The organism is Pseudoxanthomonas japonensis, assembly GCF_010093445.1.
Classification (GTDB): Bacteria; Pseudomonadota; Gammaproteobacteria; order Xanthomonadales; family Xanthomonadaceae; genus Pseudoxanthomonas_A; species Pseudoxanthomonas_A japonensis.
The window spans coordinates 26,991-52,559 of the sequence record NZ_PDWW01000003.1; the positions used below are offsets into that span (position 1 = coordinate 26,991).

Here is a 25,569-nt window from a genome sequence, read left to right on the forward strand (position 1 = left end):
GTTACAGGCAGTCGTCGACGGCATGCCGGGGCAGGGTGCGCTTCACATCGAAGATCACCGCGCCCGGCTTGCCGAGGGCGCGGATGCCCTCGGCGCCGCGCTCGGTGAACTCGCGGTGCGCGACGGCCAGGATGACCGCATCGTACTGCCCGGGTTGTGGCTCCGCCACCAGGTCCAGGCCGTACTCGTGGCGTGCTTCGTCCGCATTCACCCACGGGTCGTGCACGTCGACCTGCGCGTTGTAGCTGCGCAGTTCGGCCACGATGTCGACCACGCGCGTGTTGCGCACGTCGGGGCAGTTTTCCTTGAACGCCAGCCCCAGCACCAGCACCTTCGCGCCCGCGGTGGGCAGGTTCTGCCGGGCCATCAGCTTGGCCACGCGTCGCGCGACATGGCTGCCCATGCCGTCGTTGATGCGGCGGCCGGCCAGGATCACGTCGGGGTGGTAGCCGATCTGTTGCGCCTTGTGGGTCAGGTAGTACGGATCCACGCCGATGCAGTGCCCGCCGACCAGGCCGGGACGGAACGGCAGGAAGTTCCACTTGGTCCCGGCGGCTTCCAGCACCTCATGGGTGTCGATGCCGAGGCGGTGGAAGATCAGCGCCAGTTCGTTGATCAGTGCGATGTTGACGTCGCGCTGGGTGTTCTCGATGACCTTCGCGGCCTCGGCGACGCGGATGCTGCTGGCCTTGTGCGTGCCGGCGGTGATGATGCTGCCGTACAGCGCGTCGACGAAATCGGCGACCTCGGCGGTGGAGCCGGAGGTGACCTTCATGATGGTTTCCAGACGATGCTGCTTGTCGCCGGGATTGATGCGCTCGGGACTGTAGCCGGCGTAGAAGTCCTGGTTGAAGCGCAGGCCGGACTCACGCTCGATGATCGGGACGCAGGTTTCTTCGGTCGCGCCCGGATAGACGGTCGATTCGTAGATGGCGACCGCGCCCTTGCCGATCGCGCGGCCGACGGTGCGGCTGGCCGACTCCAGCGGATGCAGGTCGGGCCGCTTGTAGTCGTCGATCGGGGTGGGGACGGTGACGATGAACACGTTGCAGCCCGCCAGCGCGGCCGGGTCATCGCTGAAGTCGAGCTGCGGGGTATCGCGCAGTTCATCCGCGCTGACTTCCAACGTGTGGTCCTGGTGGTCGCGCAGTTCGGACACGCGCTTGCTGTTGATGTCGAAGCCGAGCGTGGGGAACTTGCGGCCGAAGGCGACCGCCAGCGGCAGGCCGACGTAGCCCAGGCCGATCACGGCGATGCGGACCTGGTCCAGGGTGGGCAATGGAGCGTTCGTCAACGTGGAATCCCCTGTGTGCTGCAGTTGGTCGAGCAGTCTATAGCGAGCGGCGATGCCGGTGCGTCACGGCCCCGGCACGGAATCTTGAGGATCAACGTGCAAACCCGCGTGCACAGGACAGGGGGTGCGCATGGCCTGATTGCCGCGCCACACGCGTATCTATCCGATGACCCGCCCACCTGGAAGGTAGGCGACCAGCGACTGGGGAGTCGAGATGCGGATCCTGTTGTGCGGTGGCGCCGGCTACATCGGCGCGCATGCTTACGTGGTACTCGTCGAGCGCGGCCACGATGTGGTGGTGGCCGACAATTTCAGCAACAGCTCGCCGGGTGTGCTGGCCAGGCTGCAGCAGATCACCGGGCAGCCGGTGCCTTTCCAGCCGCTGGACCTGCGCGACCGGGACGCCGTGACCGGCTTCTTCGCGCGGCAGCACTTCGATGCCGTGGTCCATTTCGCCGCGCTCAAGTCGGTGGGCGAGTCGTGCGAGCGTCCGCTGGACTATTTCCACAACAACATCAGCGGCACGCTCAACCTGTTGCACGGCATGCAGTCTGCAGGCGTGAAGCGCCTGGTGTTCAGTTCTTCCGCCACCGTCTACGGCGACCCCGCCAGCGTCCCCGTGCGCGAGGACGCGCGGTTGCAGGTGACCAATCCCTACGGCCGCACCAAGCTGGTGATGGAGGAGCTGATCGGCGACCTCTGCGCCAGCGATCCCGCCTTTCACGCCGCCAACCTGCGCTACTTCAATCCGGTGGGAGCCCACGAATCCGGCCTCATTGGCGAAGACCCGACCGGCATCCCCAACAACCTGATGCCGTACATCTGCCAGGTGGCGGTGGGGCGCCGCGAACACCTGAGCGTGTTCGGCGGCGACTGGCCCACGCCGGACGGCACCGGCGTGCGCGACTACATCCACGTGATGGACCTCGCGCGGGCGCATGCCGATGCGCTGGATTTCCTGCTGCGCGAACGCCGCAGCCTGACGGTCAACCTCGGCACCGGCCAGGGCATCAGCGTGCTGCAACTGGTCAAGGCGTTCGCCGGCGCCGCGGAGCGGGACATTCCCTATCAGATCGTCGAACGGCGCGCGGGGGATGTCGCCGAGGTGTACGCCGATCCGTCGCTGGCCAACGATGTGCTGGGGTGGCGTGCCGAACTGGGGGTCGAGGCGATGTGCCGTGACGCCTGGCGCTGGCAATCGCAGAATCCGCAGGGCTACCCGGTCGCCTGAGCGCGTCCCGGGATGCGATCGGGTTGGCCGGATTCCGCGCCGGCATCGCGACGCTCCCGGACTGCCGGGACGGCCTCAGGCGAGCAGGGCGTCGACCACGGCCTGCGGCTGCTTCATCCAGGCGAAATGGTCGGCGCGCGCGCCCAGGCGGGCGTGGTCCAGCACGGTGACGTGCGCCGGTGCATCCGGCAGTTTCGCCATCAGCGCGCGGAGCGAGCTTTCCGGCGCCAGCCAGTCGTCGTCGAACAGCACGCCGCGCACGGGCGCATGCACCTGGCGCATGCCGGCTTCCAGGTCCACCGGCCAGCCCGCCGCGCGATAGCGGCCGCTGAGCCCCACGCGCGCCCAGTCGCGGATCAGGCCGCGCGCTTCGTCGCCACCGAAGCCCAGTCGCCGCCCGGGCAACGCGCCGCAGGCGCGGGCCAGCCACGGTGCGAACTGGTAGAAGAACGGCAGCGCATAGCCGCGCGGCGCCGGAAACGTGCGCCAGTACGGCGTGCCGCTGCCGACCAGCCAGAGGGAGGCGAACGCGTCCGGCGCCTGGCCGGCATGGCAGGCTGCCAGCTGGCCGCCCAGGCTGTGTCCGCCGATGCGGTGCGGCATGCCAGGAAGGCGCTGTCGTAGCGCTTCATGGCTAAGGGGAATATCCGTTTCCAGCAGATCACGGTAACCCCAGTCGGTGCGCCGGTCCGCGCGCAGCGAACTGCTGCCGTTGCCGCGCCATTCGTGCACGAACACCGCCACGCCGCGGGTGGCGAGCGTCTCGGCGAACGGCAGGTAGTGGCGCGCGGCCACGCCCAGCGCGGGGATCCACAGCAGCGCGCTGGACGGATTCGCGGGGATGCGCGCGATCAGGGTGTAGGCGTGGCCGTCCTGAGACTGCAGGGGAATCTCTTCGTGGAGCACGTGCTGGTCGACGACGTTCATGCGACAGGCGCCGCGCCGACATGGTCCAGCACGACGATGTCGCTGCGCCCTGGCCGGTATCCGCCGCGCAAGGCGGCGTGAACGTAATCGGATGCGGCAAGGCAGGCGTCCTTCATCGGTAGGCCCTGCGCCCGGCGTGCGGCGATGGCCGAGGCCAGCGTGCAGCCGGTGCCATGCGCTTCGAGCGACAGGCGAGGGTGTGAGGTTTCCGTCACGCCGTCCGCGTCCGCATACAAGTCCACCACATCGCCATCGCCCGGCAGGTGACCACCCTTGAGGAACACCGCGCGCGCACCGAGCGCCAGCAGGTCGTTCGCCGCCGACCGCATCGCCTGTGCATCGGGAATGGCGCGGCCGAGCAGCAGCTCTGCCTCGGGCAGGTTCGGCGTCACCACGTCGGCCAGCGGCAGCAACAGCGTTCGCAGGGCATGCAGGGCGCTGTCTTCGAGCAGCTTGGCGCCGCTGGTCGCGACCATCACCGGGTCGACCACCACGGTGGCCGGGCGCTGCGCGCGCACAGCCTCGGCCACCACACCGATCACGTCGGCGGTGGCCAGCATGCCCAGCTTCACCGCGCGGATGTCGAAGTCCTCGAAGCAGGCATCGAGCTGCGCGCGCAGGAAGTCCATCGGCGGCACGTTCACCGCGGTCACGCCGCGGGTGTGTTGCGCGGTCAGTGCGGCGATCGCCGAGAGGCCATGCACGCGGTGCGCGGCGAAGGTCTTGAGGTCGGCCTGGATGCCGGCGCCGCCACCGGAATCGGAGCCGGCGATGGTGAGGGCGGAAACCACGGAAGGGACTGTCATGCGTGGATTGTGCCACCCGCACTCAGGCGTGTGGCGCGATGGGTCAGGCAGCCGGCGTCTTCGTCCGTTGCCACTGGCGGTACAGCACGTAGCCCACGCCGGTGCCGCCGGTCAGCAACGCCGGCGCCAACAGGGCGTCGTATCCGAGGTGGCGGTAGAGCCATGCGCCCAGGACGCCACCGCCGAGGAACCCGCTGATGATCAGTCCGCTCAGCGTCAGCCGGCGCACCGGCAACGGCATGCCCCGCAACAGATGGCCCAGCCCGATGCCGAGGTCGGTGAACATGCCGCTGAGATGCGTGGTGCGCACGGCCGCGCCGCTGTACGTGGTGACCATGGCGTTCTGCAGGCCGCAGGCCACGGCCGCCAGCAGCGCGCCCCAGATCTGTTCCTGCTTGAACAGCGGGATCGCCGCCAGCAGCAGCGCGGCTTCCAGCGCCAGCACCACGCCGTAGCGGCGGCCCAGTTGCAGGGTCTGGTCCTGGATGATCAGGCCGCTCAGCATCGCGCCCAGGCAGAACGCGATCAGCACGCCCCACAGGTGGATCACCGCACGTCCGTCACCGTGCGCGATCGCCGCGCCCAGCAGGCTGGTGGTGCCGGTCAGGTGGCTGACCGCCTGGTGTTCGAACCCCAGGTAGCCGATGACGTTGACCATGCCGGCCACGCAGGCCAGCGTCACCGCACCGATCCAGACCCAGCGGGGAAGTTGCGTACCCATGTGTCCGAATCGGTTTCCTCACCTGTGCCCGATCAGTCTATCCGACCGTAGATTCAACCCGGTCGCTGGAAACGATGGCGTTCCAATGCGACCTCAGTCCGGAGGCTGCAGTTTTCGACATGGTCGTTGAGCAGACCCATGGCCTGCATGAAGGCGTACATCGTCGTCGGGCCGACGAATTTCCAGCCGCGCTTCTTCAGCGCCTTGGACAGGGCGATGGACTCGGGTGAGGTGGAGGCGCTTTGTGGCGGCGGCAGTTTTGCAGGATCGGGCTCGTAGCGCCAGAAAAAGGCTCCCAGAGAACCCTCTTTTTCGACCATGCGTAGCGCTTGCCGCGCATTTTCGATCGTGGCTTGGATCTTGCCCCGATGGCGCACGATTCCTTCATCGCGCAGCAGACGCTCGATGTCCTGCTCGGTATAGCGTGCAATGCGATGGAAATCGAATCCGTGGAATGCGGTACGAAAGTTGTCGCGCTTGGCCAGGATGGTGCGCCAACTCAATCCGGACTGGAATCCCTCCAAACACAGCTTTTCGAACAGGCGATGATCGTCCGCAACCGGAAATCCCCATTCCAGGTCGTGATAGTCGAGGAACTCCGGCGTGGCGGCGGACCAGCGACAGCGCTGCTTTCCGTCAGGTCCGGTGATGGTCTTGTCCATGCTCGTGGTCCTTGGTGGAACGGCTCAGGAGAGCAGGAACTGCATCCGCGCGTCGGCCTTGGACGGTGCAATTTCCAGTATCTCTGCGGACACCACGTTGGCGGCCACGAAGGGATCTTCGTCCACTCTCTCGCGTAGTGCGTCCAGTGCCATACCTTGCGCCAGAAGCGCGCCTCCCAGGCCCGGTACGAGGCTGCCTGCCAAGATGAACGCGCCCTCGTCGAAGCCGCGTTTGAGCCAGGTGTTATGCGCCTCCATCAGTGCGCCTGCTTGACCACGATCGTCGGAAAACTTGAGCAGTACGATGTACATCAGCTGGGTCTCCTTGCTTGTTGCACCAGACTTGGGTGGTCGGCATCAACGCTTGCCCGCTGCTTTGCGCTGCCGGCGAGGCGTGGCTAAGTCTTGGCTGGCTGCAGGCACGCATGCGTCCAGCCACTGCTCCATCAACGCCACTTCGCGCATCACGAAGTCGGCGTCTTGAAAGGCTTGCGCCAGCGTGGCGACTCCTTGGCTGCGGGCCAGCAGGTGCAGTGCCAGTGCATCGGCATCATGACCGGGCCGCAACTGTGCGAACTGCCGCCGCAGCCAAGCATGGAACAGGAGGAACAACCCGTTTGCTTCCGCAGCTGCGCCGTGTCCCAGCTTCGACAGTTCCGCGGAGAGCGTTCCGACGGGACAACCGTGGCGCATGATCTGGGTTTGGTTGGCGACCAGGATACGGATGAAGTCGCGGATCCGATCTGCCGGTTGCATGCCCTGGTCTTCCCACTGTTGAAGGAGTCCATGCGTACGGTCCGTGCGCAGCATGATAACGGCCGAGAGGAGGTCGTCCTTGGTTTTGAAATGATGGTAGAAGTTGCCGCGTGAGATCCCCACCGCATCCGCGATTTCGGTGAAGGACGTGTGCTCGTAGCCCTGTCGATAGAACAGGTCGTCCGCCGCTTCGACAATCTGGTCACGGGTTGCTTTCTTGTCCATCGAGCAATGATTAGGATGATCGTCCTAATTGTCAAGTAAGATGCTACAGGACAAGAAATCGCCAGTGGTTCAGTTGATTTGTAGAAGAGCCGGCGTGCCGGACAACCGGCACGCCGGCGAGACCTACAACACTTCCGACGCGTAGTCCGCCAGGCGCGAACGCTCGCCACGCCGCAGCGTGATGTGCGCGCTGTGCGCCCAGTTCTTGAAGCGGTCCACCGCGTAGGTCAGACCGGAGGTCGTCTCCGTCAGGTAGGGCGTGTCGATCTGCTCCACGTTGCCCAGGCAGACGATCTTGGTGCCGGGGCCGGCGCGGGTGATCAGGGTCTTCATCTGCTTCGGCGTGAGGTTCTGCGCCTCGTCGAGGATCAGGTAGCGCGACAGGAACGTGCGGCCGCGCATGAAGTTCATCGAACGGATCTTGATGCGCGAGGCGAGCAGGTCGTTGGTCGCCGCGCGGCCCCAGGCGCCGCCTTCCTGATTGTGCGTCAGCACTTCCAGGTTGTCGGTCAGCGCGCCCATCCACGGCGTCATCTTCTCTTCCTCGGTGCCCGGCAGGAAGCCGATGTCCTCGCCGACGCTGACCGTGGCGCGCGTCATGATGATCTCGCGGTAACGCTGCTGGTCCATCGTCTGCGCCAGGCCGGCGGCCAGCGCTAGCAGCGTCTTGCCGGTGCCGGCGGTGCCGAGCAGGGTGACGAAGTCGATGTCGGGATCCATCAACGCGTTGAGCGCGAAATTCTGCTCGCGGTTGCGCGCGTTGATGCCCCAGACCGCATGCTGGCTGTGGCGGAAATCGTCGACGATCTGCAGCGTCGCCTTGTCGCCTTCCACCTTGCTGACGCGGAACTCCGATTCATCGTCGCCGGGCAGGTACAGGAACTGGTTGGGATACCAGCCGGCGTCCTCGGCCATGGCGACTTCGTAGAACGTACGCCCCTTGTCGGTCCACGAGCGCAGGTCCTTGCCGTGGCGCTGCCAGAAATCCTCCGGCAGCGGATCCGCGCCGGTATACAGCAGGCTGAAGTCGTCCAGCGCGCGGTCGTTCTCGTAGTCTTCCGACACGATGCCGGCGATCGCCGCCTTGATCCGCAGGTTGATGTCCTTGGAGACGAACACCACCGGGATCTCCGGCTCCTGCTCCTTCAGCGCCAGGATCGCGCCGAGGATGGCGTTGTCGGGGATGACCGCGCCGAAGCTCTTGCCGGCCTCGAAATGGCTGGTCTGGAAGCGCAGCAGGCCCGCGCTCTTCGAGCCGCGCAGCTGCAGGCTGTTGGGCTGGATCAGCGGGATGCCGGCGGCCAGGTTGTCCAGGCCCGAGGTTTCGACCAGTTCGTTGAGGAAGCGGCTGACCTGCCGCGCATTGCGGCTCGCTTCCGAGGTGCCCTTCTTGCCGTTGTCGAGTTCCTCGATCACCTGCATCGGCAGGTAGACGTCGTGCTCTTCGAACTTGAACAGCGCGGTGGGGTCGTGCATCAGCACGTTGGTGTCCAACACATAGATACGCTTGCTACGGGTCATTCGGGCAACCTCATCGAGGAAGATGTGTGAACACGGGCGACGTTTCCGCGGACAGCAGCGAACCACCATGACCCGCCGCGGCGCGGGATGGTGGGTGAAAGGGAAGGGGATTCCGTCACTGGGCCTGGTGGGCCTTCAGGGCGTCCAGCACGGCGTCGGCATGGCCGGGAACCTTCACGCCGCGCCATTCCTGTGCGATGCGGCCATCGGGCGAGATCAGGAAGGTGCTGCGCACCACGCCCAATACCTTGCGGCCGTACATGTTCTTTTCGTGGATCACGTCGAAGGCCTTGCACAGCGCTTCGTCGGCGTCGCTCACCAGCGGAAACTTGAACCCCTGCTTGGCGCAGAAGTTGTCGTGCGACTTCACCGAGTCGCGCGAGACGCCCAGCACGGTGGCGTTCAATTTCTTGAACTTCGGCAGCAGCGCGTTGAAATCCAGGCCTTCGGTGGTGCAGCCGGGCGTGCTGTCCTTCGGATAGAAGTACAGGACCAGCCAGGTGCCGGCGTAATCGGCGAGGGTGGTAGCGCCTGCGGCAGATGGGGAATGTTCGCCGCCGGACAGCGCCAGCGGCAGTTTCAAAGTCGACTTGGGCAGTGCGTTCGCGCTTTTCGCCGTCATCGTCAGAACTTCATCGGATCCATGATCGCGTCCAGGTTCAGATGGTCGCAGAACTCGAGGAAATCGTCGCGCAGCGCGGCGATGTGCATGTTCGCCGGCACGCCGATGGTGACCTGCGCCGAGAACATTTCCGCACCGGTCTGCATCGCGCGGTAGCGCGTGCTCTGCAGGTTCTCGATGGTGATGCCCTGGCGGTCGAAGAAATCGGCCAGCTGGAACAGGATGCCCGGCTTGTCGGCGGCCACCACTTCCACGATGTACGGCAGCAGGTTGGACTGCACCACCTTCGGGCCGGTGCGGTAGAACACCAGCTTCAGGCCATCATCGCGCTCGAGCCGCGACAGCATCGCCTCCAGCTTCGCCACTGCGTCCCAAGAACCGGTCGCCAGCGCGGTCACCGACACGTCGCGGCCCACCGTGGACAGCCGTGCGTCCACCAGATTGCAGCCGCTGTCGGCGATCCGGCGCGTCACCGACAGGAGTGGCGATTCCGGATGCGTCGTGTAGGCGGTGATCAGGAGGTGGTTTTCGGTCGGCGAAGGCCGGGGCGTGGAATCGGTCAAGAGAGCTTCCGGCGTTGCGGTCTGGCTGAATGGCGGCCGGGCTGCGGCCCGGCGACGCTGGCAGCATACTTGCCCGCCCTTTGAGCCCGCAAGTAACATGCGGCCGACATTGTCGGCGGACCGGGATAACTGCGCTTACGGGCGTCACCGGCCGTCGGATCCCCACCGAGAGCCTCCATCTTGCACCTTTCCGGCAGCATCACCGCACTGGCCACGCCGTTCCTGGCGTCGGGCGAACTCGACCTGGAAGCCTGGCGCGCGCTGCTCAAACAGCAGCTCGACGGCGGCACCCAGGGCGTGGTGGTGGCGGGCTCCACGGGCGAGGCAGCGGCACTGTCCGACGACGAGTACGACACCGTGCTGCGGATCGCCGTGGAAGAGGTGCGCGGTCGCATCCCCGTGCTGGCCGGCACCGGCCAGATGAATACCGCGAAGACCATCGCGGCCACGCGTCGCGCGGCCGCCGGTGGGGCACAGTTCGCGCTGGTCGTGACGCCGCCTTACGTGCGACCCACGCAGGCCGGCCTGGTGGCGCACTTCCGCGCCGTCGCCGACCAGGGCGGGTTGCCGGTGGTGCTCTACAACGTGCCGGGCCGTACCGGCTGCGATCTGTTGCCGGAGACGGTGGCGGAACTGGTCGACCATCCGAACATCGTCGGCATCAAGGAAGCGCGCGCCGAGCCCGAGCGCATGGCCGCACTGCTGGCGCTGCGCACGGAGGGTTTCGCCATCCTCAGCGGCGACGATCCGACCGCATCGCGCGCGATGCTCGCCGGTGCCGACGGCCTGATCTCGGTGGGTTCCAACGCGCTGCCCCGCACGTTCCGCCGCCTGTGCGACCTGTCCCGCGCGGGCGATGCCGTCGCCGCCGCGGCGCTGGATGCGCAGGTGCAGGAGATCTACGCCTTCCTCGGCGTCGAATCCAATCCCATTCCGGTGAAGGCGCTGCTGCAGCGCGCGGGCTTCGGCCACGGCCTGCGCCTGCCGCTGCTTACGCTGTCTTCCGCCCATACCGATACCGCCGACCGTCTCGCCGCTCTGGCGCAGGCGTTGGAAGCACAATCCAGCCGCGACAGCCTCGCGGCCTGAACCCAGGAGAATTTCATGCGTCTTTCGTCTTCCCTCGTGCGTCCGCTCGCCCTCGTGCTGCTGGTCGTCTCCGTCGCCGGCTGCTCGTGGTTCAAGAAGGGTGCGAAGGGCGACTATGCGCTGGCGCCTGAAGCGCGTCCGCTGGAAGTTCCGCCGGACCTCAACCTGCCCAACACCAGCGGCGCGATGCAGGTGCCGGCGGCAGGCCAGGTGGGTCCCGCCGCCGCACCGGCGGCAGGCGGCTTCAACGTGGCCGGCTCGCGCGACGAGGCGTTCACGCGCGTCGGCGAGGCGCTGGCCGGTGTCGAGGGCGTGACGGTTGCCAGCCGAGCGCAGCTGCTGGGTACCTACGACGTGAGCTATGAAGGCGCGAGCTTCCTGGTGCGCGTGTCGGCCGTGGAAGCGGGGGCCTACGTGTCGGCGGTCGACCCGCGCGGGCTGCCCGCTACGTCGCCGGCCGCGGTCAAGCTGCTCGCCGCGCTGAAGGCCAAGCTGGGCGGCTGATCCGTCACCACGCCAGAAAAAAAAGGGCGCCGCGAGGCGCCCTTTTTCATTGGCTGTTTCCGGCCCGGTCGCGGGCTCAGCGCTCCAGCAACGGCAGCTTGCCCGGCTTGCCTTCCCATTCCTTCGCATCCGGCAGCGGATCCTTGCGCGTGGTGATCACCGGCCAGGCGCGCGACAACTCGGCGTTGAGCGCCACATAGCCTTCCTGCCCGGCAGGCACGTCGTCTTCCGGATAGATCGCGTTGATGGGGCATTCCGGCTCGCACAGCGTGCAGTCGATGCACTCGTCCGGATCGATCACCAGGAAGTTCGGGCCTTCGTGGAAGCAGTCCACCGGACAGACTTCAACGCAGTCGGTGTACTTGCACTTGATGCAGTTTTCGGTGACGACGAAAGGCATGAGGCTCGATGTGCAGCAGAAAGAACCGCGCAAGTTTAAATCACCACGTCCGTCGAGTTGGGAATCTTTCTTGTCGGTGCCCTGCGACCGATGGCCGCGGCCAGCGGGCGACGACACGACGGTCGGATGATCCCCTTGAAGGTGGCAGCGCCATGCCGGAAGGCATCGTTCCAGTGGTCGGGCGAATCGGGCATGGAGCTGAATTGATTGATATAGATAGAACAATCAGTTGATTGCTGCCTGATTTATCCCAATTTTGTCGAGGGTCATGCTGCACGCCTCGCCACACCAAGGAGTCCCGCCATGATCACCCTTCGTTCCGCCGATGCCCGCGGCCATGCCAACCACGGCTGGCTCGATTCGTGGCACAGCTTCTCCTTCGCCAACTACTTCGACGACAGGCACGTCCACTGGGGCCCGCTGCGCGTGATCAACGAGGACCGCGTGGCCGCCGGCCGCGGCTTCGGCGAACACGGCCATCGCGACATGGAAATCATCAGCTACGTGCTGGAAGGTGCGCTGGGCCACAAGGATTCGATGGGCAACAGTTCCAGCATCGTGCCGGGCGACGTGCAGCGCATGAGCGCAGGTACCGGCGTGCAGCACTCCGAGTTCAACTACAGCGAGACGGGCACCACGCATTTCCTGCAGATCTGGATCATCCCCGATCGCCAGGGCGTGACGCCCTCGTACGCGGAAAAGGCCTTCCCGGCCACCGAGAAGCAGGGCCGCCTGCGCCTGGTGGTCAGCCCGAACGGGGGCGACGGCTCGATCAGCATCCAGCAGGATGCGCGCATGTACGTCGGCCTGTTCGACGGCAGCGAGAAGGCGGACCTGCCGCTGGCCGAAGGGCGGTTGGGCTATGTGCACGTGGCGCGTGGCGAAGTCACCGTCAACGGCAAGCCGCTGAAGGCCGGCGACGCGCTGCTGTACGACGCGGAGCCGCTGGTCAGCATCGAGCGTGGCATCGGTGCGGAAGTGCTGGTGTTCGACCTGCCGCGGATGCAATAAGCCGCGCGGTCGACGGGGCGTGGTCGACGTACGTCGCGTCGACCGTTCCTGCGCTTAAGGAGTTCTTAAAGAGCGCGCGCGAGCATGGGTAGGCCGGATCGTCCGGTTCCCCCATCGCCGAGGTCTCCATGCTTGCGCTGCGCGTCTGTACGCCCCTGTTGTTGCTGTTGCCGTTTTCCGCCCTCGCCCAGGTCGTCGAACGCACCGATGCGAAGGCGCAGGACCAGTTGCCGTCGCGTTGGAGCGCGGGCGTGGCGGTCGTCCATCGCGACAGCGAATATGCGGGCGAGGGGACGCGCACGCGCCTGTATCCCAACATCGCCTACGACGGTGACCGCTTCTATCTGCGTGGCGCGGCATTGGGCTATCGCGCCTATACCGACGACCGGTTCGAACTGAGGACCTTCATCGCCGGCCGGCTGGATGGCCTGGATGCGGATGATTTCGGCGTCGCCGAACTGGCACGCCGCGGCGTGGACCGCCGCCTGTTGTCCGACCGCGACGACAGCGTCGACGTCGGCGTCGGTGCGAGCTGGAAGGGCGCCGCCGGCAAACTCGATCTCGATGCACGCGTCGACGTCAGCGGCACCAGCGACGGCTATGCCGTCACGCTCGACTACAGCTATCCGCTGACGCTGGGACGCACGACGCTGGTGCCCTCAGTCGGCGCGGTGCGCCTGTCGGCCGACATGGCCGACTACTACTACGGCATCCTCGACGAAGAAGTCGCGCGCGGCGTGGCGGCCTATCGCCCCGGTGCCGCCACGGTGCCGCGCGCCAGCCTCAGCCTGGTCCATCCGTTCGCGAAGCGCTGGGCGCTGCTGGGCAACCTCGAATACCGGGCGTTGCCGGATGTGCTGAAGGACAGCCCGCTGGTCGAACTGGGCAAGGACAACAGTACCTCCCTGTTCGTCGGCATTTCGCGCGGCTTCTGATGCGTGTCCATCCTTCCACTTTTCCGGAGGTGCCCATGACGGCACGACTCATGCCTGCGGGGCCGGCAGCGCTGCCACTGCCGGGCAGCTATCTTCCCGCTCCGGGCGATCCTGCCTGGGCCAACATGCTGGGCCGTGACCAGGTCGAGGTCCGTCGCGTTACCCGCGCGCAGGCCGCCGCGCTGATGCACCTGTGCGACCAGCACAAGGCGGAGCGTCCGCCGACGCCGGGTACGCGCGCGGCCGGCGGTGTGCTGGAACTGATGGAAGCGCTGTTCGAGGCGCCGCTGCGTGCCTGGGCGTGGATCGCAGAACGGCGGGGAGAACCGGCGGGCTACGCGTTCGCCACCGTGGGGTTCTCGATGGTCGAGCGTGCGTACTACCTCAATCTGGAAGCGCTCTTCGTGCCCGCGAGTGCCCGGCCATCCGACGTCGCCTCCCGCCTGTTCGACGCGGCGCGCCGGATGGCCTCGGACCTGGGCTGCGTCGACCTGCGCTGGCAGGTGCCGGTGGGGCAGGGCGGTGCGCCGATGGCGATGCCCGGCCATACCGGTGCTGCGACGATGATCCAGTACGTGTTCCCCCCGTTGCGGAGCGATCAGGATGACTAAGGTGTCCACCCCTGTGCCGCGACGCAGGAAGCGGCTGAAGCCTCTCGCAGCGGCCGCCTGCGTGTCGGCCACCGCGTTCGCCTATGCCGGCCTGTCCGGCTGCGCCACGCTGTCGTATCCGCAGTCGCCGCAGTTCGGCGAGGACGGTTTCCAGAACGAGCGCAAACCGCGCCCCATGGGCTGGCGCCAGACCAGCAAGCTCTGGTGGGATTTCCTGGTGACCGGCAAGCCGGCCGGCACCGTGCCGAGCGGATCGATCCCGATGCAGGCGCTGACGCGTCAGCACCTGGACGCTGCGCCGGACGGTACGTTGTACCGGCTGGGGCACTCGACGGTACTGCTCAAACTGGATGGCCGCTTCTGGCTGACGGACCCGGTGTTTTCCGAACGCGCCTCGCCAGTGCAATGGGCCGGGCCGAAGCGCTTCCACGCGCCCCCCATCGCCCTCGACGACCTGCCACCGCTGTCCGCGGTGGTGCTGTCGCACGATCACTACGACCACCTGGACCGCGACACCGTGCGCGCGCTGGCGACGAAGACGGCGGTGTTCCTGACGCCGCTCGGCGTGGGCGATCGCCTGGTCCGCTGGGGCGTGCCCCGCGAGAAGGTGCGCCAGTTGGACTGGTGGGACGACGTGCAGCTGGACGGGGTGCGCTTCACGGCCACGCCGTCGCAGCACTTCTCCGGTCGCACCCTGTTCGACCGCAATGCCACGCTGTGGGCGTCGTGGGTGATCCAGGCGGATGGCCTGAAGGTGTTCTTCAGCGGCGACACCGGCTACTTCGATGGTTTCCGCGCCATCGGCGAGCGCCTGGGCCCGTTCGACCTCACCCTGCTGGAATGCGGTGCCTACGATCGCCGCTGGCAGGATGTCCACATGCTGCCCGAGCAGACCCTGCAGGCGCATCGGGACCTGCGCGGCAGGTCGATGGTGCCGATCCACAACAGCACGTTCGACCTGGCGTTCCATGGCTGGAGCGAGCCGATGGAGCGGCTGTATACCCTGTCGGAACAGGCGGACGTGGACATCGCCACGCCGGTGATCGGTCAGCCGCTGGCGATCGCGCGACCCGTCGACACGCAGCCGTGGTGGCGCAGCGAGTAACGCCGCCTCCCCGGAACTCAGGCCTCCGGTGCCGCGCGGAACTCGACGCGGCAGCCGAAGCCACGGCCGGCGATGCCGTCTTCCACGGTGATGCGCGCGTCGTGTACGCGGGCGATGCGGTCGACCAGCGACAGGCCGATGCCGCTGCCGCGTTCGCCGTTGCCCTGGCTGCCGCGGAAGAAGCGCTCGAAGATGCGCTCGCGCTCCTCGGTGGGCACACCGGGACCGTTGTCGCGCACGACCAGCCAGGCCGTCCCGCCTTCGTCGTCGGCGCCGCAGGCGATCTCGATGCGTGCACCGTCGCCGCTGTAGCGGACCGCATTGTCGAGCAGGTTGCGGACGAGGATGCCAAGGTCGTCCAGGTCGCCCTGCACGCTGGCCGGTTCCGCATGCAGCGCGAGCGTCTGCTGGCGGCGGCTCGCCATCGAGTCGAACTCGCGCGCGACCATCGTCACCACGTCGGGGAGCGCGACCACCGGACGGTCTTCGCGCAGTGGTGAGGCATCGACGCGAGCGGAATCCAGCAACTGCTGGGCCAGGCGCGAGGTACGCTGGATGCCGTGCGCCAGTTGCGCCAAGGCCGCCTGCGCGTCCTCCTGGCTGCCGGCACGCATGGCCACCTGGGTCTGCGTCAGCAGCGCAGCCAGCGGCGTGCGAAGTTCGTGCGCGGCGTCCGCGAGGAACTGGCGTTCGCCGCGCATCGCGTCGGACAGGCGCTCAAGCAGCAGGTTGAACGAATCCACCAGGGGCCTGATCTCGCGTGGCAGGCCGGAGACGGGCAAGGGCGCCAGGTCATGCGGTTCGCGCTGCGCCATCTCGCGGCGCAGCCGGTTCATCGGCCGCAGGCTCCAGTGGATCGCCAGGCCCACGAGAGCGCCGAGCATCAGAAGGATGCCGATGCCGCTCCACAGGCTGATCTTCACCCAATGCGCCAGTTCGGCCTTCATCGCCGACTGCGACATGCCGGCCTGCACCTGGATGCGGCCGCTGGCATCGGTGGCGGCATAGACGCGCCACGGTTCACCCGCCACGTCGCTGACCACGAAGCCAGGCTTGAAGTCGGCGCGCAACGGTTGCATCGGGGCGCCGTTCGACGCCACCACGGGCACGCGCCGGCCGAGGATCCAGACCTGGTAACGCAAGGTGTCGAACTTCTTGCTGGCCGTGCGCGGCCGCGTGGGTAGCGTCAGGCGCGGCCCTTCGTCCAGCGAATCGAGGTTGCCTGGCATCGACAGCAGGATCTGTTCGCTGACTTCCTGCAGGAACAGGTCATCGTGGCCCTGCTGCTGCCGCGTCATCTGGAAGTGCTGGCTGGCCAGCCAGCCGCCCCATCCCAGCGCGAGCGGCGCCATCACCGCCAGCAGCAGTTTCGACTTCAGCGAGTGGCTCATTCGCCCTCTCCCAGGCGGTAGCCGAAGCCATGCACGGTACTGATCACGCCCTCTCCCAGTTTCTTGCGCAGCTGATGGATGTACACCGCAATGGTGTTGCTCTCGATCGAGCCGTCGCCGCCGTAGACCAGCGATTCCAGCATGTCGCGCGCGATCACGCGGCCGGGGCGTTCCATCAGGGCGAGCAGGGTGCGGTACTCATGCACGCCCAGGCGCACCGGGCGATCGCCCAAGCGCACCGAGCGGTCGGCGGGATCCAGCACGATGTCGCCATGGCGCAGCACCGGCGCCACGCGGCCCTGCGTGCGGCGGACCACAGCGCGCAGGCGTGCGCCGAGCTCGCCGGCTTCGAAGGGTTTGACGATGTAGTCGTCGGCGCCGGCATCCAGGCCGCGGACGCGGTCGCTGAGCTGGTCGCGCGCGGTGATGATCAGCACCGGGGTAGTGTCGTAACGCTGGCGCAGCGCCATCAGCACATCCAGCCCGGAGCCGCGTGGCAGGCCGAGGTCCAACAGCACGGCGGTGTAGCCATGGTCGACCAGCGCCAGCCGCGCGGATGCGACGTCCTCAGCGCGGTCGATGGACCAGCCGTCCTGTGCCAACGCGGCGGCCAGCGCGTCGCCCAGCATGCGATCGTCTTCAACCAGGAGCAGGCGCGACACGTGCGGCCCTCGGGTGGATGGGAGCGGCCATGCTAGGCCGGTGCGATTAAACCGTCTTTAATGCGTGCGAGCCCGTGCTCCCAAACACAAAACCCCGCCTGGGCGGGGTTCTGGTGGCTCACCTGCTGCGGATCTCAACCCGCAGCCTCGGCCGGATGGCGCTCCCTAGGGGACTCGAACCCCTGTTTTAGCCTTGAGAGGGCCACGTCCTAACCACTAGACGAAGGGAGCGTTTTTGGTGAAACCGGCGTAGCGGATTAGTATAGGCGGCGGTCGGGTCGAGGGCAATCCACCCCGCCGGCCGCGTGACCCTCCTGCATGGAACTGCCGCTATTACGCCCGCCACCGCTCTGCGAACCATCCCGCGCGACCAGCACACCATCTCGCGCAAGGACATCAGCCCTAACGCGCTGCGCGTGCTCTACCGCCTGCGGGATGCCGGTTTCCAGGCCTACCTGGTCGGTGGCGCGGTGCGCGACCTGCTGGTCGGCGGCCACCCCAAGGATTTCGACGTCGCCACCGACGCCACGCCGGAACAGGTGCGCCAGCAGTTCCGCAACTGCCGCCTGATCGGCCGCCGCTTCCGGCTGGCGCACGTGGTGTTCGGGCGAGAGATCATCGAGGTGGCCACCTTCCGCGCCAACGTCGACGACGGCAGCGGCGACCGCGAGATGGACAACGGCCGGCTCGTGCGCGACAACGTCTATGGCACGGTGGAAGACGACGCAGTGCGGCGCGACTTCACCGCCAACGCGCTCTACTACGCCATCGACGACTTCTCGGTCCGCGACTACGTCGGCGGCTTCGAAGACACGATGGCGCGGCGACTGAAGCTGATCGGCGATCCCGAGCAGCGTTACCGCGAGGATCCCGTGCGCATGCTGCGCGCCGTGCGCCTGGCCGCCAAGCTGGGCTTCGAGATCGACGCCGACACCGCTGCGCCGATCGCGCCGCTGGCGCCGCTGCTGGCCGAAGCCGCGCCGGCGCGCCTGTTCGAAGAGATCCTGAAGCTGTTCCTGTCCGGGCACGGCGTGGCCAGCTTCGAGGGGCTGGAGCGCTTCGGCCTGCTCAAGGTGCTGTTTCCCGAAACCGCGGCCGCGCTGGCGTCCAATCGCAGCGGTGCGCTGCGACGCATGGTGCTGGCCGGCCTGAGCGGTACCGACCAGCGCGTCGCCAACGAAGAACCTGTCTCGCCGGCCTTCCTGTTCGCGCTGTTGCTGTGGCCGGCGTATTGCCGCGCGCTGATGGGCTTGCAGGCGCAAGGCGTGCAGGCCGAAGAGGCGCAACGTCGCGCCGCCGACCGGGTCACGCTGCACCAGTTGAATACGGTTGCGCTCCCGCGCCGCTTCTCGCTGCCGATGCAGGAGATCTGGTTGCTGCAGACGCGCTTCGGCAATCGCCAGCGCAAGCGCGTGACGCGCCTGCTGACGCATCCGCGCTTCCGCGCCGCGTTCGACTTCCTGGTCCTGCGGCTGGCGGCCTCGCCCGAGCATGCCGAGGACGTCGCGTTCTGGCGCGAGGCGCAGACGCAGTCCGGCGAGGAACTGGCGGCTACGCTCGGCGTCGCGCCGACGGAAGACTTCGCCGACGAAGACGCGCCGCCTTCCAAGCGCCGTCGCCGCCGTCGCCGCCGTACCGGCGGCTCGTCGCCGGAATGATGCCGGTCATCCAGGCCTGCATCGGCCTGGGCGCCAACCTCGGCGATGCCGCCGATACGCTGCGCGAGGCAGTCGAAGCGCTGGACCATCGCGAGGGCATCACCGTGCGCGAGGTCTCGCGCTTCTACCGGACGCCGGCCTGGGGCAGGGAAGACCAGCCCGATTTCATCAACGCTGTCGCGCTGCTGGAGACCTCGCTTACGCCGCGCGCGTTGCTGGAACGGTTGCTGGCGGTCGAGACCGAATTCGGCCGGCATCGACCGGACGGCGAGCGCTGGGGCCCGCGCACGCTGGACCTGGATCTGCTGCTGTACGGAGACGCGGTGATCGACGAGCCCGGCCTGCGCGTGCCGCATCCGCACCTCCACGAGCGCGCCTTCGCGCTGGTCCCGCTGCTGGACGTGCTGCCGGAGGCCCGTATTCCTGGCTATGGCGCTGCGCGGGATGCTGTGTCCGTGCTGGAAATGTCCAACATCCGTCCGTTATGAGTGGATAATGCGGCGCTATGAGCACGCATGCCGACAGCAAGCCCTGGACCGTTCCCGCCCTCGCCGACGCCAAGCGCGACGGTCGCAAGCTGGTGATGCTGACGGCGTACGACAACAGTTTCGCCCGCGTGCTGGACGCCAACGGCGTCGACCTGGTGCTGATCGGCGACTCGCTGGGCATGGTGGTGCAGGGGCATGATTCGACGCTGCCGGTGACGGTGGACGACATCGTCTACCACACGCGTGCCGTATCGCGCGGCCTCAACCGGGCGCTGCTGGTGTCCGATCTGCCGTTCCAGTCCGATGCCACGCCCGAGCGCGCGCTCGATGCGGCTATCGCGCTGCTGCAGGCGGGTGCGGAGATGGTCAAGCTGGAAGGCGCGGGCCACAAGCTCGAGGTCATCCGCTTCCTGGTCGAGCGCGACATCCCGGTCTGCGCCCATCTGGGCCTGACGCCGCAGTCGGTCCTCACGTTCGGTGGTTACAAGGTGCAGGGGCGCAATGAAGTCGCTGCCGCTCGCCTGCGTGAAGAGGCCCGTGCGGTCGCCGATGCCGGCGCGCAGTTGCTGGTACTGGAATGCGTGCCTTCGTCGCTGGCGGCCGCGATCACCGCCGACCTCGCCATCCCCACCATCGGTATCGGTGCCGGTCCCGGCTGCGACGGACAGGTGCTGGTGCTGCACGATTTCCTCGGCCTGGACACGGGCCACCGGCGGCCGAAGTTCGTCAAGGATTTCCTTGCCGAAGGCGGCTCCGTGGCGGGCGCGGTGCGCGCCTACGCCGACGCGGTGCGCAGCGGGGCCTTCCCCGACGACGCCCACTCCTACTGACTGCGCCGCGCGCACCGATTCGCCACAGGGGCCACGATGATCGAGACCATCACCGAACTTGACGCGCTGCGTGCACGCGTCCGGGAGTGGAGGCAGCAGGGCCTGCGGGTCGGTTTCGTGCCGACGATGGGCAACCTGCACGCCGGTCATTACTCGCTGGTGATGCTGGCGCGGCAGTACGCGGACCGCGTGGTGTCCAGCGTGTTCGTCAATCCGACCCAGTTCGGTCCCAACGAGGACTTCACCCGCTACCCGCGTACGCCGGAAGCGGACATGAGCGGACTCGAAGGCGCGGGCTGCGATGTCCTGTGGCTGCCGACGGTGGAATCCATGTACCCGTTCGGCGTCGAGCTGGCGGCCAACGTGCATGTCCCGGGCGTGAGCAGCGTGCTCGAGGGCGCGCATCGCCCCGGCCATTTCGACGGCGTATGCACCGTGGTCAGCCGCCTGTTCAACCAGGTGCAGCCGGATGTGGCGGCGTTCGGCAAGAAGGATTACCAGCAACTCGCGGTGATCCGCCAACTGGTCACCGACCTGGCGTTCCCCATCCAGATCCTTGCCGGCAGCATCGTGCGCGAGCCCGATGGCCTGGCGATGAGTTCGCGCAACCAGTACCTGTCGGCAGACGAGCGCCCGCGTGCAGCGGAGATCCGAAAGACCCTGATCGCAATGCGCGAAAACCTGGTGGCCGGCACGCCGCGCGCACAGGTGGAGATCGAGGCTGGACGACAGCTCGCCGCGATTGGTTATGAAGTGGACTACACGGTGATCCGTCGTCCCGACCTCAGCGAACCGCAGGATGGCGAGCAAGGCGCGCGCGTCGCACTGGTCGCCGCGAAGCTGGGCCGCACGCGGCTGATCGACAATCTGGAGTTCTGAGCGGCCAGTCGCACGCGGTACAAGGCCAGCATGAGGGGATAAACTCCGCGCTCCCGTTCTTCTCCCCGCCGACATGCACCTCAGCCTGCTCAAGACCAAGATCCACCGCGCGACCGTCACCCATTCCGAGCTGAACTACGAAGGCTCGATCGCCATCGACGGCCTGCTGCTGGACGCCACCGGCATCCGCGAGTTCGAACAGGTGCACATCTGGGACGTCACCAACGGCGCCCGCTTCTCCACCTACGCGATCCGCGCCGACGAAGGCAGCGGCATCATTTCGCTCAACGGCGGCGCCGCGCGCCACGTGCAGGTGGGCGACCTGATCATCATCGCCGCGTTCGCCTCGATGAGCGAACAGGAAGCCGATGCGTTCCAGCCCACGCTCGTCTACGTGGATGGCCAGAACCGCATCACCCACACCAACCGCAGCATCCCCAAGCAGGCGGCCTGACATGAGCCAGGGTTTCGACGCAGTGCAGTCCCACGCCGCGCGCCTGCGTGCGGTTCCGTTGAGCACGCTGCTGACGCGCGGGCCGGATCGCGTCGCCGCCCATACGCTGCGCAGCGGTCCGCTGTACTTCAACTTTGCGCGGCAGTCGTACGACGCGCCGGCCTGGCAGGCACTGCTTGCGCAAGCGGAGTCAGTCGACCTGACCGGTGCCTTCCGCCGTCTGTTCGATGGTGAGAAGGTCAACGTCACCGAGGGTCGGGCGGCATTGCATACCGCGCTCCGTGGACAGCATTCGGAGGCCGTCGTGGCGCGCGAAGCCTTCGCTGCCGCGTCCGACGTTCGCCAGCGCATGGCGGCGCTGATCGCGCAGCTGGAAGGCAGCGACGTCACCGACATCGTCAGTGTCGGCATCGGCGGTTCGGATCTCGGGCCGCGGCTGGTCGCGGACGCGCTGCGCGATCCGCTGCCGGGCCGGTTCCGTGTGCACTTCCTGTCCAACGTCGATGGTGCGGCGGCGCAACGCACGCTGGCGCCGCTCGACCCCGCGCGCACGGCGGCGGTGCTGATCTCCAAGACATTCGGTACACAGGAAACGCTGCTCAACGGCGGCATCCTGCGCGACTGGCTGGGTGGCAGCGAACGGCTGTACGCGGTCAGTGCCAACCCCGAGCGGGCCGCGGCGGCCTTCGACATCGCGCCCGAGCGCGTGCTGCCGATGTGGGACTGGGTCGGTGGCCGTTACTCGCTGTGGTCGGCGGTCGGTCTGCCGATCGCGCTGGCGATCGGTTTCGACCGCTTCGAACAGTTGCTGGACGGTGCATCGGCGTTCGATGCCCACGTCATCGGCACGCCGCTGGCGGACAACATCGCCGTGCGCCATGCGCTGACGGCGGTGTGGAACCGGAATGTCCTCGGCCATGCCGCGCACGGCGTGATGACCTACGATCAGCGCCTCGCGCTGCTGCCGGCCTACCTGCAGCAGCTGGTGATGGAGAGCCTGGGCAAGTCTGTAAAGCTGGATGGCAGCCCGGTCGACGTCGACACCGTCCCGGTCTGGTGGGGCGGTGCGGGCACCGACGTGCAGCACAGCTTCTTCCAGGCACTGCACCAGGGCACGCAGATCGTGCCGCTGGATTTCGTCGGCACCGTCCGCAACGACGATCCCTACGCCGAGAACCACCTCGCCCTGATGTCCAACCTGCTGGCGCAGAGCGAAGCCCTGGCGAACGGACAGACCAGCGATGACCCGCACCGCAGTTACGCCGGTGGCCGGCCCAGCACGATGATCCTGCTGGATGCGCTGACGCCGCAGTCGCTCGGTGGCCTGATCGCGATGTACGAACACAGCGTCTACGCGCAGTCGGTGCTGTGGGGCATCAATGCCTTCGACCAGTTCGGCGTCGAACTGGGCAAGCAGCTCGCCAACGGCCTGCTGCCTGCATTGAAGGGGCAGGGTGAAGCGCAGGATCCGGTGACGCGCGCGCTGCTGGCGGAGCTGAAAGCACGCGGCTAGTCGCCGCTGCCACAACGAGCGCTCCGGGATCTTGTGGGAGCGACGTGAGTCGCGAGCTTGTGGTCGGCGCGCTTCGCGACTTGCGTCGCTCCCACCGTCAGGCGGTGGCGCGCTAGTGCCCAGGCCACGTGCTCACGTACGAGGGGTGATGGATCCTCACGCCGGCTGGCCAGCGCGGCCAGCACGTCGGGTGTAGTGGGCGCATTGCCCAGCGCCACCGCGATGTTGCGCAGCCAGCGCTCGTGCCCGCTGCGGCGGATCGCCGAACCTTCGGTGCGGCGCAGGAATTCCGCCTCGTCCCATGCGAACAACTGCGGCAACGTCGCCACGTCAAGCTCGTTGCGTGCGCGGAAATCCGGTTCGTCCGTGCGCTTGGCGAACTTGTTCCAGGGACACACGAGCTGGCAGTCGTCGCAGCCGAAGATGCGGTTGCCGATCGCCGGGCGCAGCTCTTCCGGAATCGCGCCATCGTGTTCGATGGTCAGGTAGGAGATGCAGCGGCGCGCATCGAGCCGGTACGGTGCGGTGATCGCCTGCGTCGGGCAGACGTCGATGCAGCGCGTGCAGGTGCCGCAGTGCGCGCTGGCCGGCGTGTCGACGGGCAGCGGCAGGTCGACGTAGATTTCGCCGAGGAAGAACCAGGAGCCGCCGTCCTTGTCGATCAGGCAGGTGTGCTTGCCGATCCAGCCCAGCCCGGCGTTGCGCGCCAGCGCACGCTCCAGCACCGGCGCCGAATCCACGAAGACGCGATGGCCGAATGCCCCGACTTCCTGCTGCAGGCATTCGGCCAGCTTCTGCAGCCGGTTGCGCATCAGCTTGTGGTAATCGCGGCCGAGAGCGTACCGCGCCACGTAGGCACGCTCGCCATCGCGCAGTGTGTCCCACGCGTCGTCGCTGTCGTTGCGGCCGTAGTCCAGTCCCACCGAGATGACCCGCAGCGTGCCGGGGATCAGTTCCTGCGGACGTGACCGTTTGTCGCCATGCTGGGCCATCCATTCCATCGAGCCGTACAGGCCTTCCGCCAGCCAGTCGCGGAGATGGCGCTCGTCGTCGCCCAGTTCGATGCCGGCGATGCCGCAGCGCTGGAAACCGAACTCGCGCGCCAGCGTCCGCACGCGGTGGGCGAGTGCGGCGGGATCGGGTGGAGTCGTGGTGGAACCGACGGATGGCATGTGTGGATTATAGGAGGCCGGCCGGATTCACTTCCCCGCAACCCGGGGTAGACCTAGAATTCCGCCATGTCCGGCACCTGGCCCCTGTATTCCACGCACGCCGCGCGGGCACTGGATGCGCGCGCCACGCAGGTCCTCGGCGGTGATCCGTATGTGCTGATGCAACGCGCCGGGCTGGCCGCCTGGCAGCACCTGCTGCTGCATTGGCCCGAGGCGCAACGCATCGTCGTGGTGTGCGGACCCGGCAGCAACGGTGGCGACGGTTACGTGCTGGCGCGGCACGCACATCGTGCGGGGCGCCGCGTCGACGTTGTCCATCTGCCGGCGCACGTTCCCGGCAACCCGGTCGCGCAACGCGCCTGCACCGACTACGTCGCAGGGGGCGGCCAGGTCACGCTGTTCAACGGCGCGTTGCCGAAGGCGGACGTGGTGGTGGATGCGCTGTTCGGCATCGGGCTGTCGCGCGCGCCGGAGCGCGAGGTACGGGCGCTGATCGAGGCGATCAATGCGCAGGCGGCACCGGTATTCGCGCTCGACGTACCGAGCGGCGTGGATGCGGACAAGGGATGTGCCCCGGGCGCCGCGGTACTGGCGACGCGCACGCTGCAGTTCATCGTGCGGCACGCCGGCCTGTATACCGGCGATGCGCTGGAATACACCGGCGAGCTTGCGCTGGAAGAACTCGACGTTCCTGCCGCCGCCTTCGACAGCGTGCAGATCGAGGCTGCGCTGCTGGGTCATGACGCACTCGCGCGCTGGCTGCTGCCGCGCCGTCGCAACACGCACAAGGGCGAATCCGGTCATGTGCTCTGCATCGGTGGCGACGAGGGCAGTGGCGGCGCGATCGCGCTGTGCGCCGAAGCCGCATTGCGCACCGGTGCTGGTCTGGTGAGCGTGGCCACGCGTCCGGTCAATGTCGCGCCGCTGCTGGCACGCAGGCCGGAAGCGATGGTGCGCGCCGTGGAATCGACGGATGATCTTGCGCCATTGATAGCGCGCGCGCGCGTGATCGCCGTCGGTCCCGGACTGGGGCAGGGCGAGTGGAGTAGCGCTCTTTTCCTGCATGCCGTGCGCAGTGCAAAGCCGCTGGTGCTCGATGCGGATGCGCTCAATCTGCGCGCCAGTTCGCCGTTTCCGTTGGACGACGCGATCCTGACACCGCATCCGGGCGAAGCGGCGCGTCTGCTGGAATGCACCAGCGCCGACGTGCAGCGTGATCGTTTCGCCGCCGCCCACGCGATCGCACAGCGCCACGGCTGCGTGGTCGTGCTGAAAGGCGCGGGCACGGTCGTGGCGGCGCCTGGCGAGACCCCGCGCGTGATCGACGCCGGAAATCCCGGCATGGCGGTGGGCGGCATGGGCGATGTGCTGACCGGCATCATCGCTGCGCTGCGCGCGCAGGGTCTTTCCGCGTTCGATGCCGCCAGCGCGGGCGCACTGCTGCACGCGCTGGCCGGCGACGCCGTGGCGTGGGACGGGCAGCGCGGTCTGCTGCCGTCCGACCTGTTCGCGCACCTGCGGCGATTGTCCAATCCATGA

General features: G+C 67.5%; 28 protein-coding genes and 1 tRNA gene. 14 read left to right on the top strand and 15 right to left on the bottom strand.

Annotation, left to right across the window (positions count from 1 at the left end; translation table 11 throughout):
* Position 1: 1 nt before the first annotated feature.
* The gene (tviB, locus tag CSC78_RS03430) at positions 2-1,279 is read right to left on the bottom strand and encodes a Vi polysaccharide biosynthesis UDP-N-acetylglucosamine C-6 dehydrogenase TviB (protein ID WP_162336684.1); all 1,278 of its coding nucleotides are present in this window, start codon (positions 1,277-1,279) and stop codon (positions 2-4) included.
* Between the two features lie 229 nt (positions 1,280-1,508).
* Here tviB and galE point away from each other — a divergent pair, with 229 nt between their 5' ends.
* Entirely contained in the window at positions 1,509-2,525 is a 1,017-nt protein-coding gene (galE, locus tag CSC78_RS03435) for a UDP-glucose 4-epimerase GalE (RefSeq protein WP_162336514.1), read from the top strand.
* A gap of 75 nt (positions 2,526-2,600) precedes the next feature.
* Here the strand turns inward: galE and CSC78_RS03440 are convergent, their stop codons facing one another.
* The 9 genes from CSC78_RS03440 to CSC78_RS03480 all read right to left on the bottom strand — a co-directional run bounded on the left by CSC78_RS03440 (position 2,601) and on the right by CSC78_RS03480 (position 9,328).
* Positions 2,601-3,452: an alpha/beta hydrolase family protein gene (locus CSC78_RS03440; protein WP_162336515.1), complete on the bottom strand. Its 852-nt coding sequence runs from the start codon at positions 3,450-3,452 to the stop codon at positions 2,601-2,603.
* Complete coding sequence (gene thiD, locus CSC78_RS03445) at positions 3,449-4,258, bottom strand: bifunctional hydroxymethylpyrimidine kinase/phosphomethylpyrimidine kinase (protein WP_162336516.1); 810 nt, start codon at positions 4,256-4,258, stop codon at positions 3,449-3,451. Before thiD ends, CSC78_RS03440 begins: the two co-directional genes overlap by 4 nt.
* 43 nt (positions 4,259-4,301) lie before the next feature.
* On the bottom strand, positions 4,302-4,979 hold the full coding sequence (locus CSC78_RS03450) for a YoaK family protein (RefSeq protein ID WP_162336517.1): 678 nt from the start codon (positions 4,977-4,979) through the stop codon (positions 4,302-4,304).
* Positions 4,980-5,032: 53 nt separating this feature from the next.
* Positions 5,033-5,641: a DNA-3-methyladenine glycosylase I gene (locus CSC78_RS03455; protein ID WP_162336518.1), complete on the bottom strand. Its 609-nt coding sequence runs from the start codon at positions 5,639-5,641 to the stop codon at positions 5,033-5,035.
* A gap of 24 nt (positions 5,642-5,665) precedes the next feature.
* Positions 5,666-5,953, bottom strand: a complete 288-nt coding sequence (locus CSC78_RS03460; RefSeq protein WP_162336519.1) for a YciI family protein — start codon at positions 5,951-5,953, stop codon at positions 5,666-5,668.
* A 45-nt stretch (positions 5,954-5,998) separates the two neighbouring features.
* Positions 5,999-6,622 (bottom strand): TetR/AcrR family transcriptional regulator, encoded by a 624-nt coding sequence (locus CSC78_RS03465; RefSeq protein WP_162336520.1) that lies wholly within the window; start codon positions 6,620-6,622, stop codon positions 5,999-6,001.
* A gap of 123 nt (positions 6,623-6,745) precedes the next feature.
* The gene (locus tag CSC78_RS03470) at positions 6,746-8,143 is read right to left on the bottom strand and encodes a PhoH family protein (RefSeq protein WP_162336521.1); all 1,398 of its coding nucleotides are present in this window, start codon (positions 8,141-8,143) and stop codon (positions 6,746-6,748) included.
* A gap of 115 nt (positions 8,144-8,258) precedes the next feature.
* Positions 8,259-8,765 carry a peroxiredoxin gene (locus CSC78_RS03475; protein WP_162336522.1) on the bottom strand — a complete coding sequence of 169 codons (507 nt, stop codon included), beginning with the start codon at positions 8,763-8,765 and terminating at the stop codon, positions 8,259-8,261.
* Between the two features lie 2 nt (positions 8,766-8,767).
* A complete protein-coding gene (locus CSC78_RS03480) occupies positions 8,768-9,328 on the bottom strand; it encodes a glycine cleavage system protein R (RefSeq protein WP_162336523.1) in 561 nt (186 codons plus the stop codon).
* Positions 9,329-9,508: 180 nt separating this feature from the next.
* On the opposite strand from CSC78_RS03480, the gene dapA reads away from it, so the two are divergent.
* Entirely contained in the window at positions 9,509-10,417 is a 909-nt protein-coding gene (dapA, locus tag CSC78_RS03485; RefSeq protein ID WP_162336524.1) for a 4-hydroxy-tetrahydrodipicolinate synthase, read from the top strand.
* A 15-nt stretch (positions 10,418-10,432) separates the two neighbouring features.
* A complete protein-coding gene (locus CSC78_RS03490; protein WP_162336525.1) occupies positions 10,433-10,921 on the top strand; it encodes a hypothetical protein in 489 nt (162 codons plus the stop codon).
* Positions 10,922-10,997: 76 nt separating this feature from the next.
* Here the strand turns inward: CSC78_RS03490 and fdxA are convergent, their stop codons facing one another.
* Positions 10,998-11,321 (bottom strand): ferredoxin FdxA, encoded by a 324-nt coding sequence (gene fdxA / locus CSC78_RS03495; RefSeq protein WP_162110889.1) that lies wholly within the window; start codon positions 11,319-11,321, stop codon positions 10,998-11,000.
* A 303-nt stretch (positions 11,322-11,624) separates the two neighbouring features.
* On the opposite strand from fdxA, the gene CSC78_RS03500 reads away from it, so the two are divergent.
* The 4 genes from CSC78_RS03500 to CSC78_RS03515 all read left to right on the top strand — a co-directional run bounded on the left by CSC78_RS03500 (position 11,625) and on the right by CSC78_RS03515 (position 14,983).
* Positions 11,625-12,332, top strand: a complete 708-nt coding sequence (locus tag CSC78_RS03500) for a pirin family protein (RefSeq protein ID WP_162336526.1) — start codon at positions 11,625-11,627, stop codon at positions 12,330-12,332.
* Between the two features lie 128 nt (positions 12,333-12,460).
* On the top strand, positions 12,461-13,267 hold the full coding sequence (locus CSC78_RS03505) for a MipA/OmpV family protein (protein ID WP_162336527.1): 807 nt from the start codon (positions 12,461-12,463) through the stop codon (positions 13,265-13,267).
* A 35-nt stretch (positions 13,268-13,302) separates the two neighbouring features.
* Positions 13,303-13,878: a GNAT family N-acetyltransferase gene (locus CSC78_RS03510; protein WP_162336528.1), complete on the top strand. Its 576-nt coding sequence runs from the start codon at positions 13,303-13,305 to the stop codon at positions 13,876-13,878.
* A 1-nt stretch (position 13,879) separates the two neighbouring features.
* Positions 13,880-14,983, top strand: a complete 1,104-nt coding sequence (locus CSC78_RS03515) for an MBL fold metallo-hydrolase (protein WP_379609279.1) — start codon at positions 13,880-13,882, stop codon at positions 14,981-14,983.
* 17 nt (positions 14,984-15,000) lie between these two features.
* Here the strand turns inward: CSC78_RS03515 and CSC78_RS03520 are convergent, their stop codons facing one another.
* From CSC78_RS03520 to CSC78_RS03530, 3 genes are all read right to left on the bottom strand, one after another.
* Entirely contained in the window at positions 15,001-16,374 is a 1,374-nt protein-coding gene (locus CSC78_RS03520; protein ID WP_162336530.1) for an ATP-binding protein, read from the bottom strand.
* Positions 16,371-17,036 carry a response regulator transcription factor gene (locus CSC78_RS03525; RefSeq protein WP_162336531.1) on the bottom strand — a complete coding sequence of 222 codons (666 nt, stop codon included), beginning with the start codon at positions 17,034-17,036 and terminating at the stop codon, positions 16,371-16,373. Before CSC78_RS03525 ends, CSC78_RS03520 begins: the two co-directional genes overlap by 4 nt.
* A 156-nt stretch (positions 17,037-17,192) precedes the next feature.
* Positions 17,193-17,267 (bottom strand) — tRNA-Glu (locus tag CSC78_RS03530).
* Between the two features lie 74 nt (positions 17,268-17,341).
* Here CSC78_RS03530 and pcnB point away from each other — a divergent pair.
* From pcnB to pgi, 6 genes are all read left to right on the top strand, one after another.
* Positions 17,342-18,694, top strand: a complete 1,353-nt coding sequence (gene pcnB, locus CSC78_RS03535; protein WP_238391149.1) for a polynucleotide adenylyltransferase PcnB — start codon at positions 17,342-17,344, stop codon at positions 18,692-18,694.
* Complete coding sequence (folK, locus tag CSC78_RS03540; RefSeq protein ID WP_379609303.1) at positions 18,694-19,182, top strand: 2-amino-4-hydroxy-6-hydroxymethyldihydropteridine diphosphokinase; 489 nt, start codon at positions 18,694-18,696, stop codon at positions 19,180-19,182. Before pcnB ends, folK begins: the two co-directional genes overlap by 1 nt.
* Positions 19,183-19,199: 17 nt before the next feature.
* On the top strand, positions 19,200-20,012 hold the full coding sequence (gene panB / locus CSC78_RS03545; protein WP_162336533.1) for a 3-methyl-2-oxobutanoate hydroxymethyltransferase: 813 nt from the start codon (positions 19,200-19,202) through the stop codon (positions 20,010-20,012).
* A 36-nt stretch (positions 20,013-20,048) separates the two neighbouring features.
* Entirely contained in the window at positions 20,049-20,891 is an 843-nt protein-coding gene (gene panC, locus CSC78_RS03550; RefSeq protein ID WP_162336534.1) for a pantoate--beta-alanine ligase, read from the top strand.
* A 73-nt stretch (positions 20,892-20,964) separates the two neighbouring features.
* Complete coding sequence (gene panD / locus CSC78_RS03555) at positions 20,965-21,345, top strand: aspartate 1-decarboxylase (protein ID WP_162336535.1); 381 nt, start codon at positions 20,965-20,967, stop codon at positions 21,343-21,345.
* Position 21,346: 1 nt separating this feature from the next.
* Entirely contained in the window at positions 21,347-22,858 is a 1,512-nt protein-coding gene (gene pgi, locus CSC78_RS03560; RefSeq protein WP_162336536.1) for a glucose-6-phosphate isomerase, read from the top strand.
* On the opposite strand, the gene queG is transcribed toward pgi, so the two are convergent.
* Positions 22,855-24,030: a tRNA epoxyqueuosine(34) reductase QueG gene (queG, locus tag CSC78_RS03565; protein WP_162336537.1), complete on the bottom strand. Its 1,176-nt coding sequence runs from the start codon at positions 24,028-24,030 to the stop codon at positions 22,855-22,857. The genes pgi and queG overlap by 4 nt on opposite strands.
* Before the next feature lie 66 nt (positions 24,031-24,096).
* On the opposite strand from queG, the gene CSC78_RS03570 reads away from it, so the two are divergent.
* Positions 24,097-25,569 carry an NAD(P)H-hydrate dehydratase gene (locus tag CSC78_RS03570; RefSeq protein ID WP_162336538.1) on the top strand — a complete coding sequence of 491 codons (1,473 nt, stop codon included), beginning with the start codon at positions 24,097-24,099 and terminating at the stop codon, positions 25,567-25,569.

Coding starts and splice junctions, on each gene's coding strand:
- folK (WP_379609303.1), top strand. CDS start 18,694: ATGCCGGTCATCCAGGCCTGCATCGGCCTGGGCGCCAACCTCGGCGAT.
- CSC78_RS03440 (WP_162336515.1), bottom strand. CDS start 3,452: ATGAACGTCGTCGACCAGCACGTGCTCCACGAAGAGATTCCCCTGCAG.
- CSC78_RS03475 (WP_162336522.1), bottom strand. CDS start 8,765: ATGACGGCGAAAAGCGCGAACGCACTGCCCAAGTCGACTTTGAAACTG.
- CSC78_RS03490 (WP_162336525.1), top strand. CDS start 10,433: ATGCGTCTTTCGTCTTCCCTCGTGCGTCCGCTCGCCCTCGTGCTGCTG.
- panD (WP_162336535.1), top strand. CDS start 20,965: ATGCACCTCAGCCTGCTCAAGACCAAGATCCACCGCGCGACCGTCACC.
- thiD (WP_162336516.1), bottom strand. CDS start 4,258: ATGACAGTCCCTTCCGTGGTTTCCGCCCTCACCATCGCCGGCTCCGAT.
- pgi (WP_162336536.1), top strand. CDS start 21,347: ATGAGCCAGGGTTTCGACGCAGTGCAGTCCCACGCCGCGCGCCTGCGT.
- CSC78_RS03510 (WP_162336528.1), top strand. CDS start 13,303: ATGACGGCACGACTCATGCCTGCGGGGCCGGCAGCGCTGCCACTGCCG.
- CSC78_RS03465 (WP_162336520.1), bottom strand. CDS start 6,622: ATGGACAAGAAAGCAACCCGTGACCAGATTGTCGAAGCGGCGGACGAC.
- CSC78_RS03460 (WP_162336519.1), bottom strand. CDS start 5,953: ATGTACATCGTACTGCTCAAGTTTTCCGACGATCGTGGTCAAGCAGGC.
- CSC78_RS03520 (WP_162336530.1), bottom strand. CDS start 16,374: ATGAGCCACTCGCTGAAGTCGAAACTGCTGCTGGCGGTGATGGCGCCG.
- panC (WP_162336534.1), top strand. CDS start 20,049: ATGATCGAGACCATCACCGAACTTGACGCGCTGCGTGCACGCGTCCGG.
- panB (WP_162336533.1), top strand. CDS start 19,200: ATGAGCACGCATGCCGACAGCAAGCCCTGGACCGTTCCCGCCCTCGCC.
- CSC78_RS03505 (WP_162336527.1), top strand. CDS start 12,461: ATGCTTGCGCTGCGCGTCTGTACGCCCCTGTTGTTGCTGTTGCCGTTT.
- CSC78_RS03470 (WP_162336521.1), bottom strand. CDS start 8,143: ATGACCCGTAGCAAGCGTATCTATGTGTTGGACACCAACGTGCTGATG.
- CSC78_RS03450 (WP_162336517.1), bottom strand. CDS start 4,979: ATGGGTACGCAACTTCCCCGCTGGGTCTGGATCGGTGCGGTGACGCTG.
- fdxA (WP_162110889.1), bottom strand. CDS start 11,321: ATGCCTTTCGTCGTCACCGAAAACTGCATCAAGTGCAAGTACACCGAC.
- queG (WP_162336537.1), bottom strand. CDS start 24,030: ATGCCATCCGTCGGTTCCACCACGACTCCACCCGATCCCGCCGCACTC.
- galE (WP_162336514.1), top strand. CDS start 1,509: ATGCGGATCCTGTTGTGCGGTGGCGCCGGCTACATCGGCGCGCATGCT.
- CSC78_RS03570 (WP_162336538.1), top strand. CDS start 24,097: ATGTCCGGCACCTGGCCCCTGTATTCCACGCACGCCGCGCGGGCACTG.
- CSC78_RS03455 (WP_162336518.1), bottom strand. CDS start 5,641: ATGGACAAGACCATCACCGGACCTGACGGAAAGCAGCGCTGTCGCTGG.
- CSC78_RS03500 (WP_162336526.1), top strand. CDS start 11,625: ATGATCACCCTTCGTTCCGCCGATGCCCGCGGCCATGCCAACCACGGC.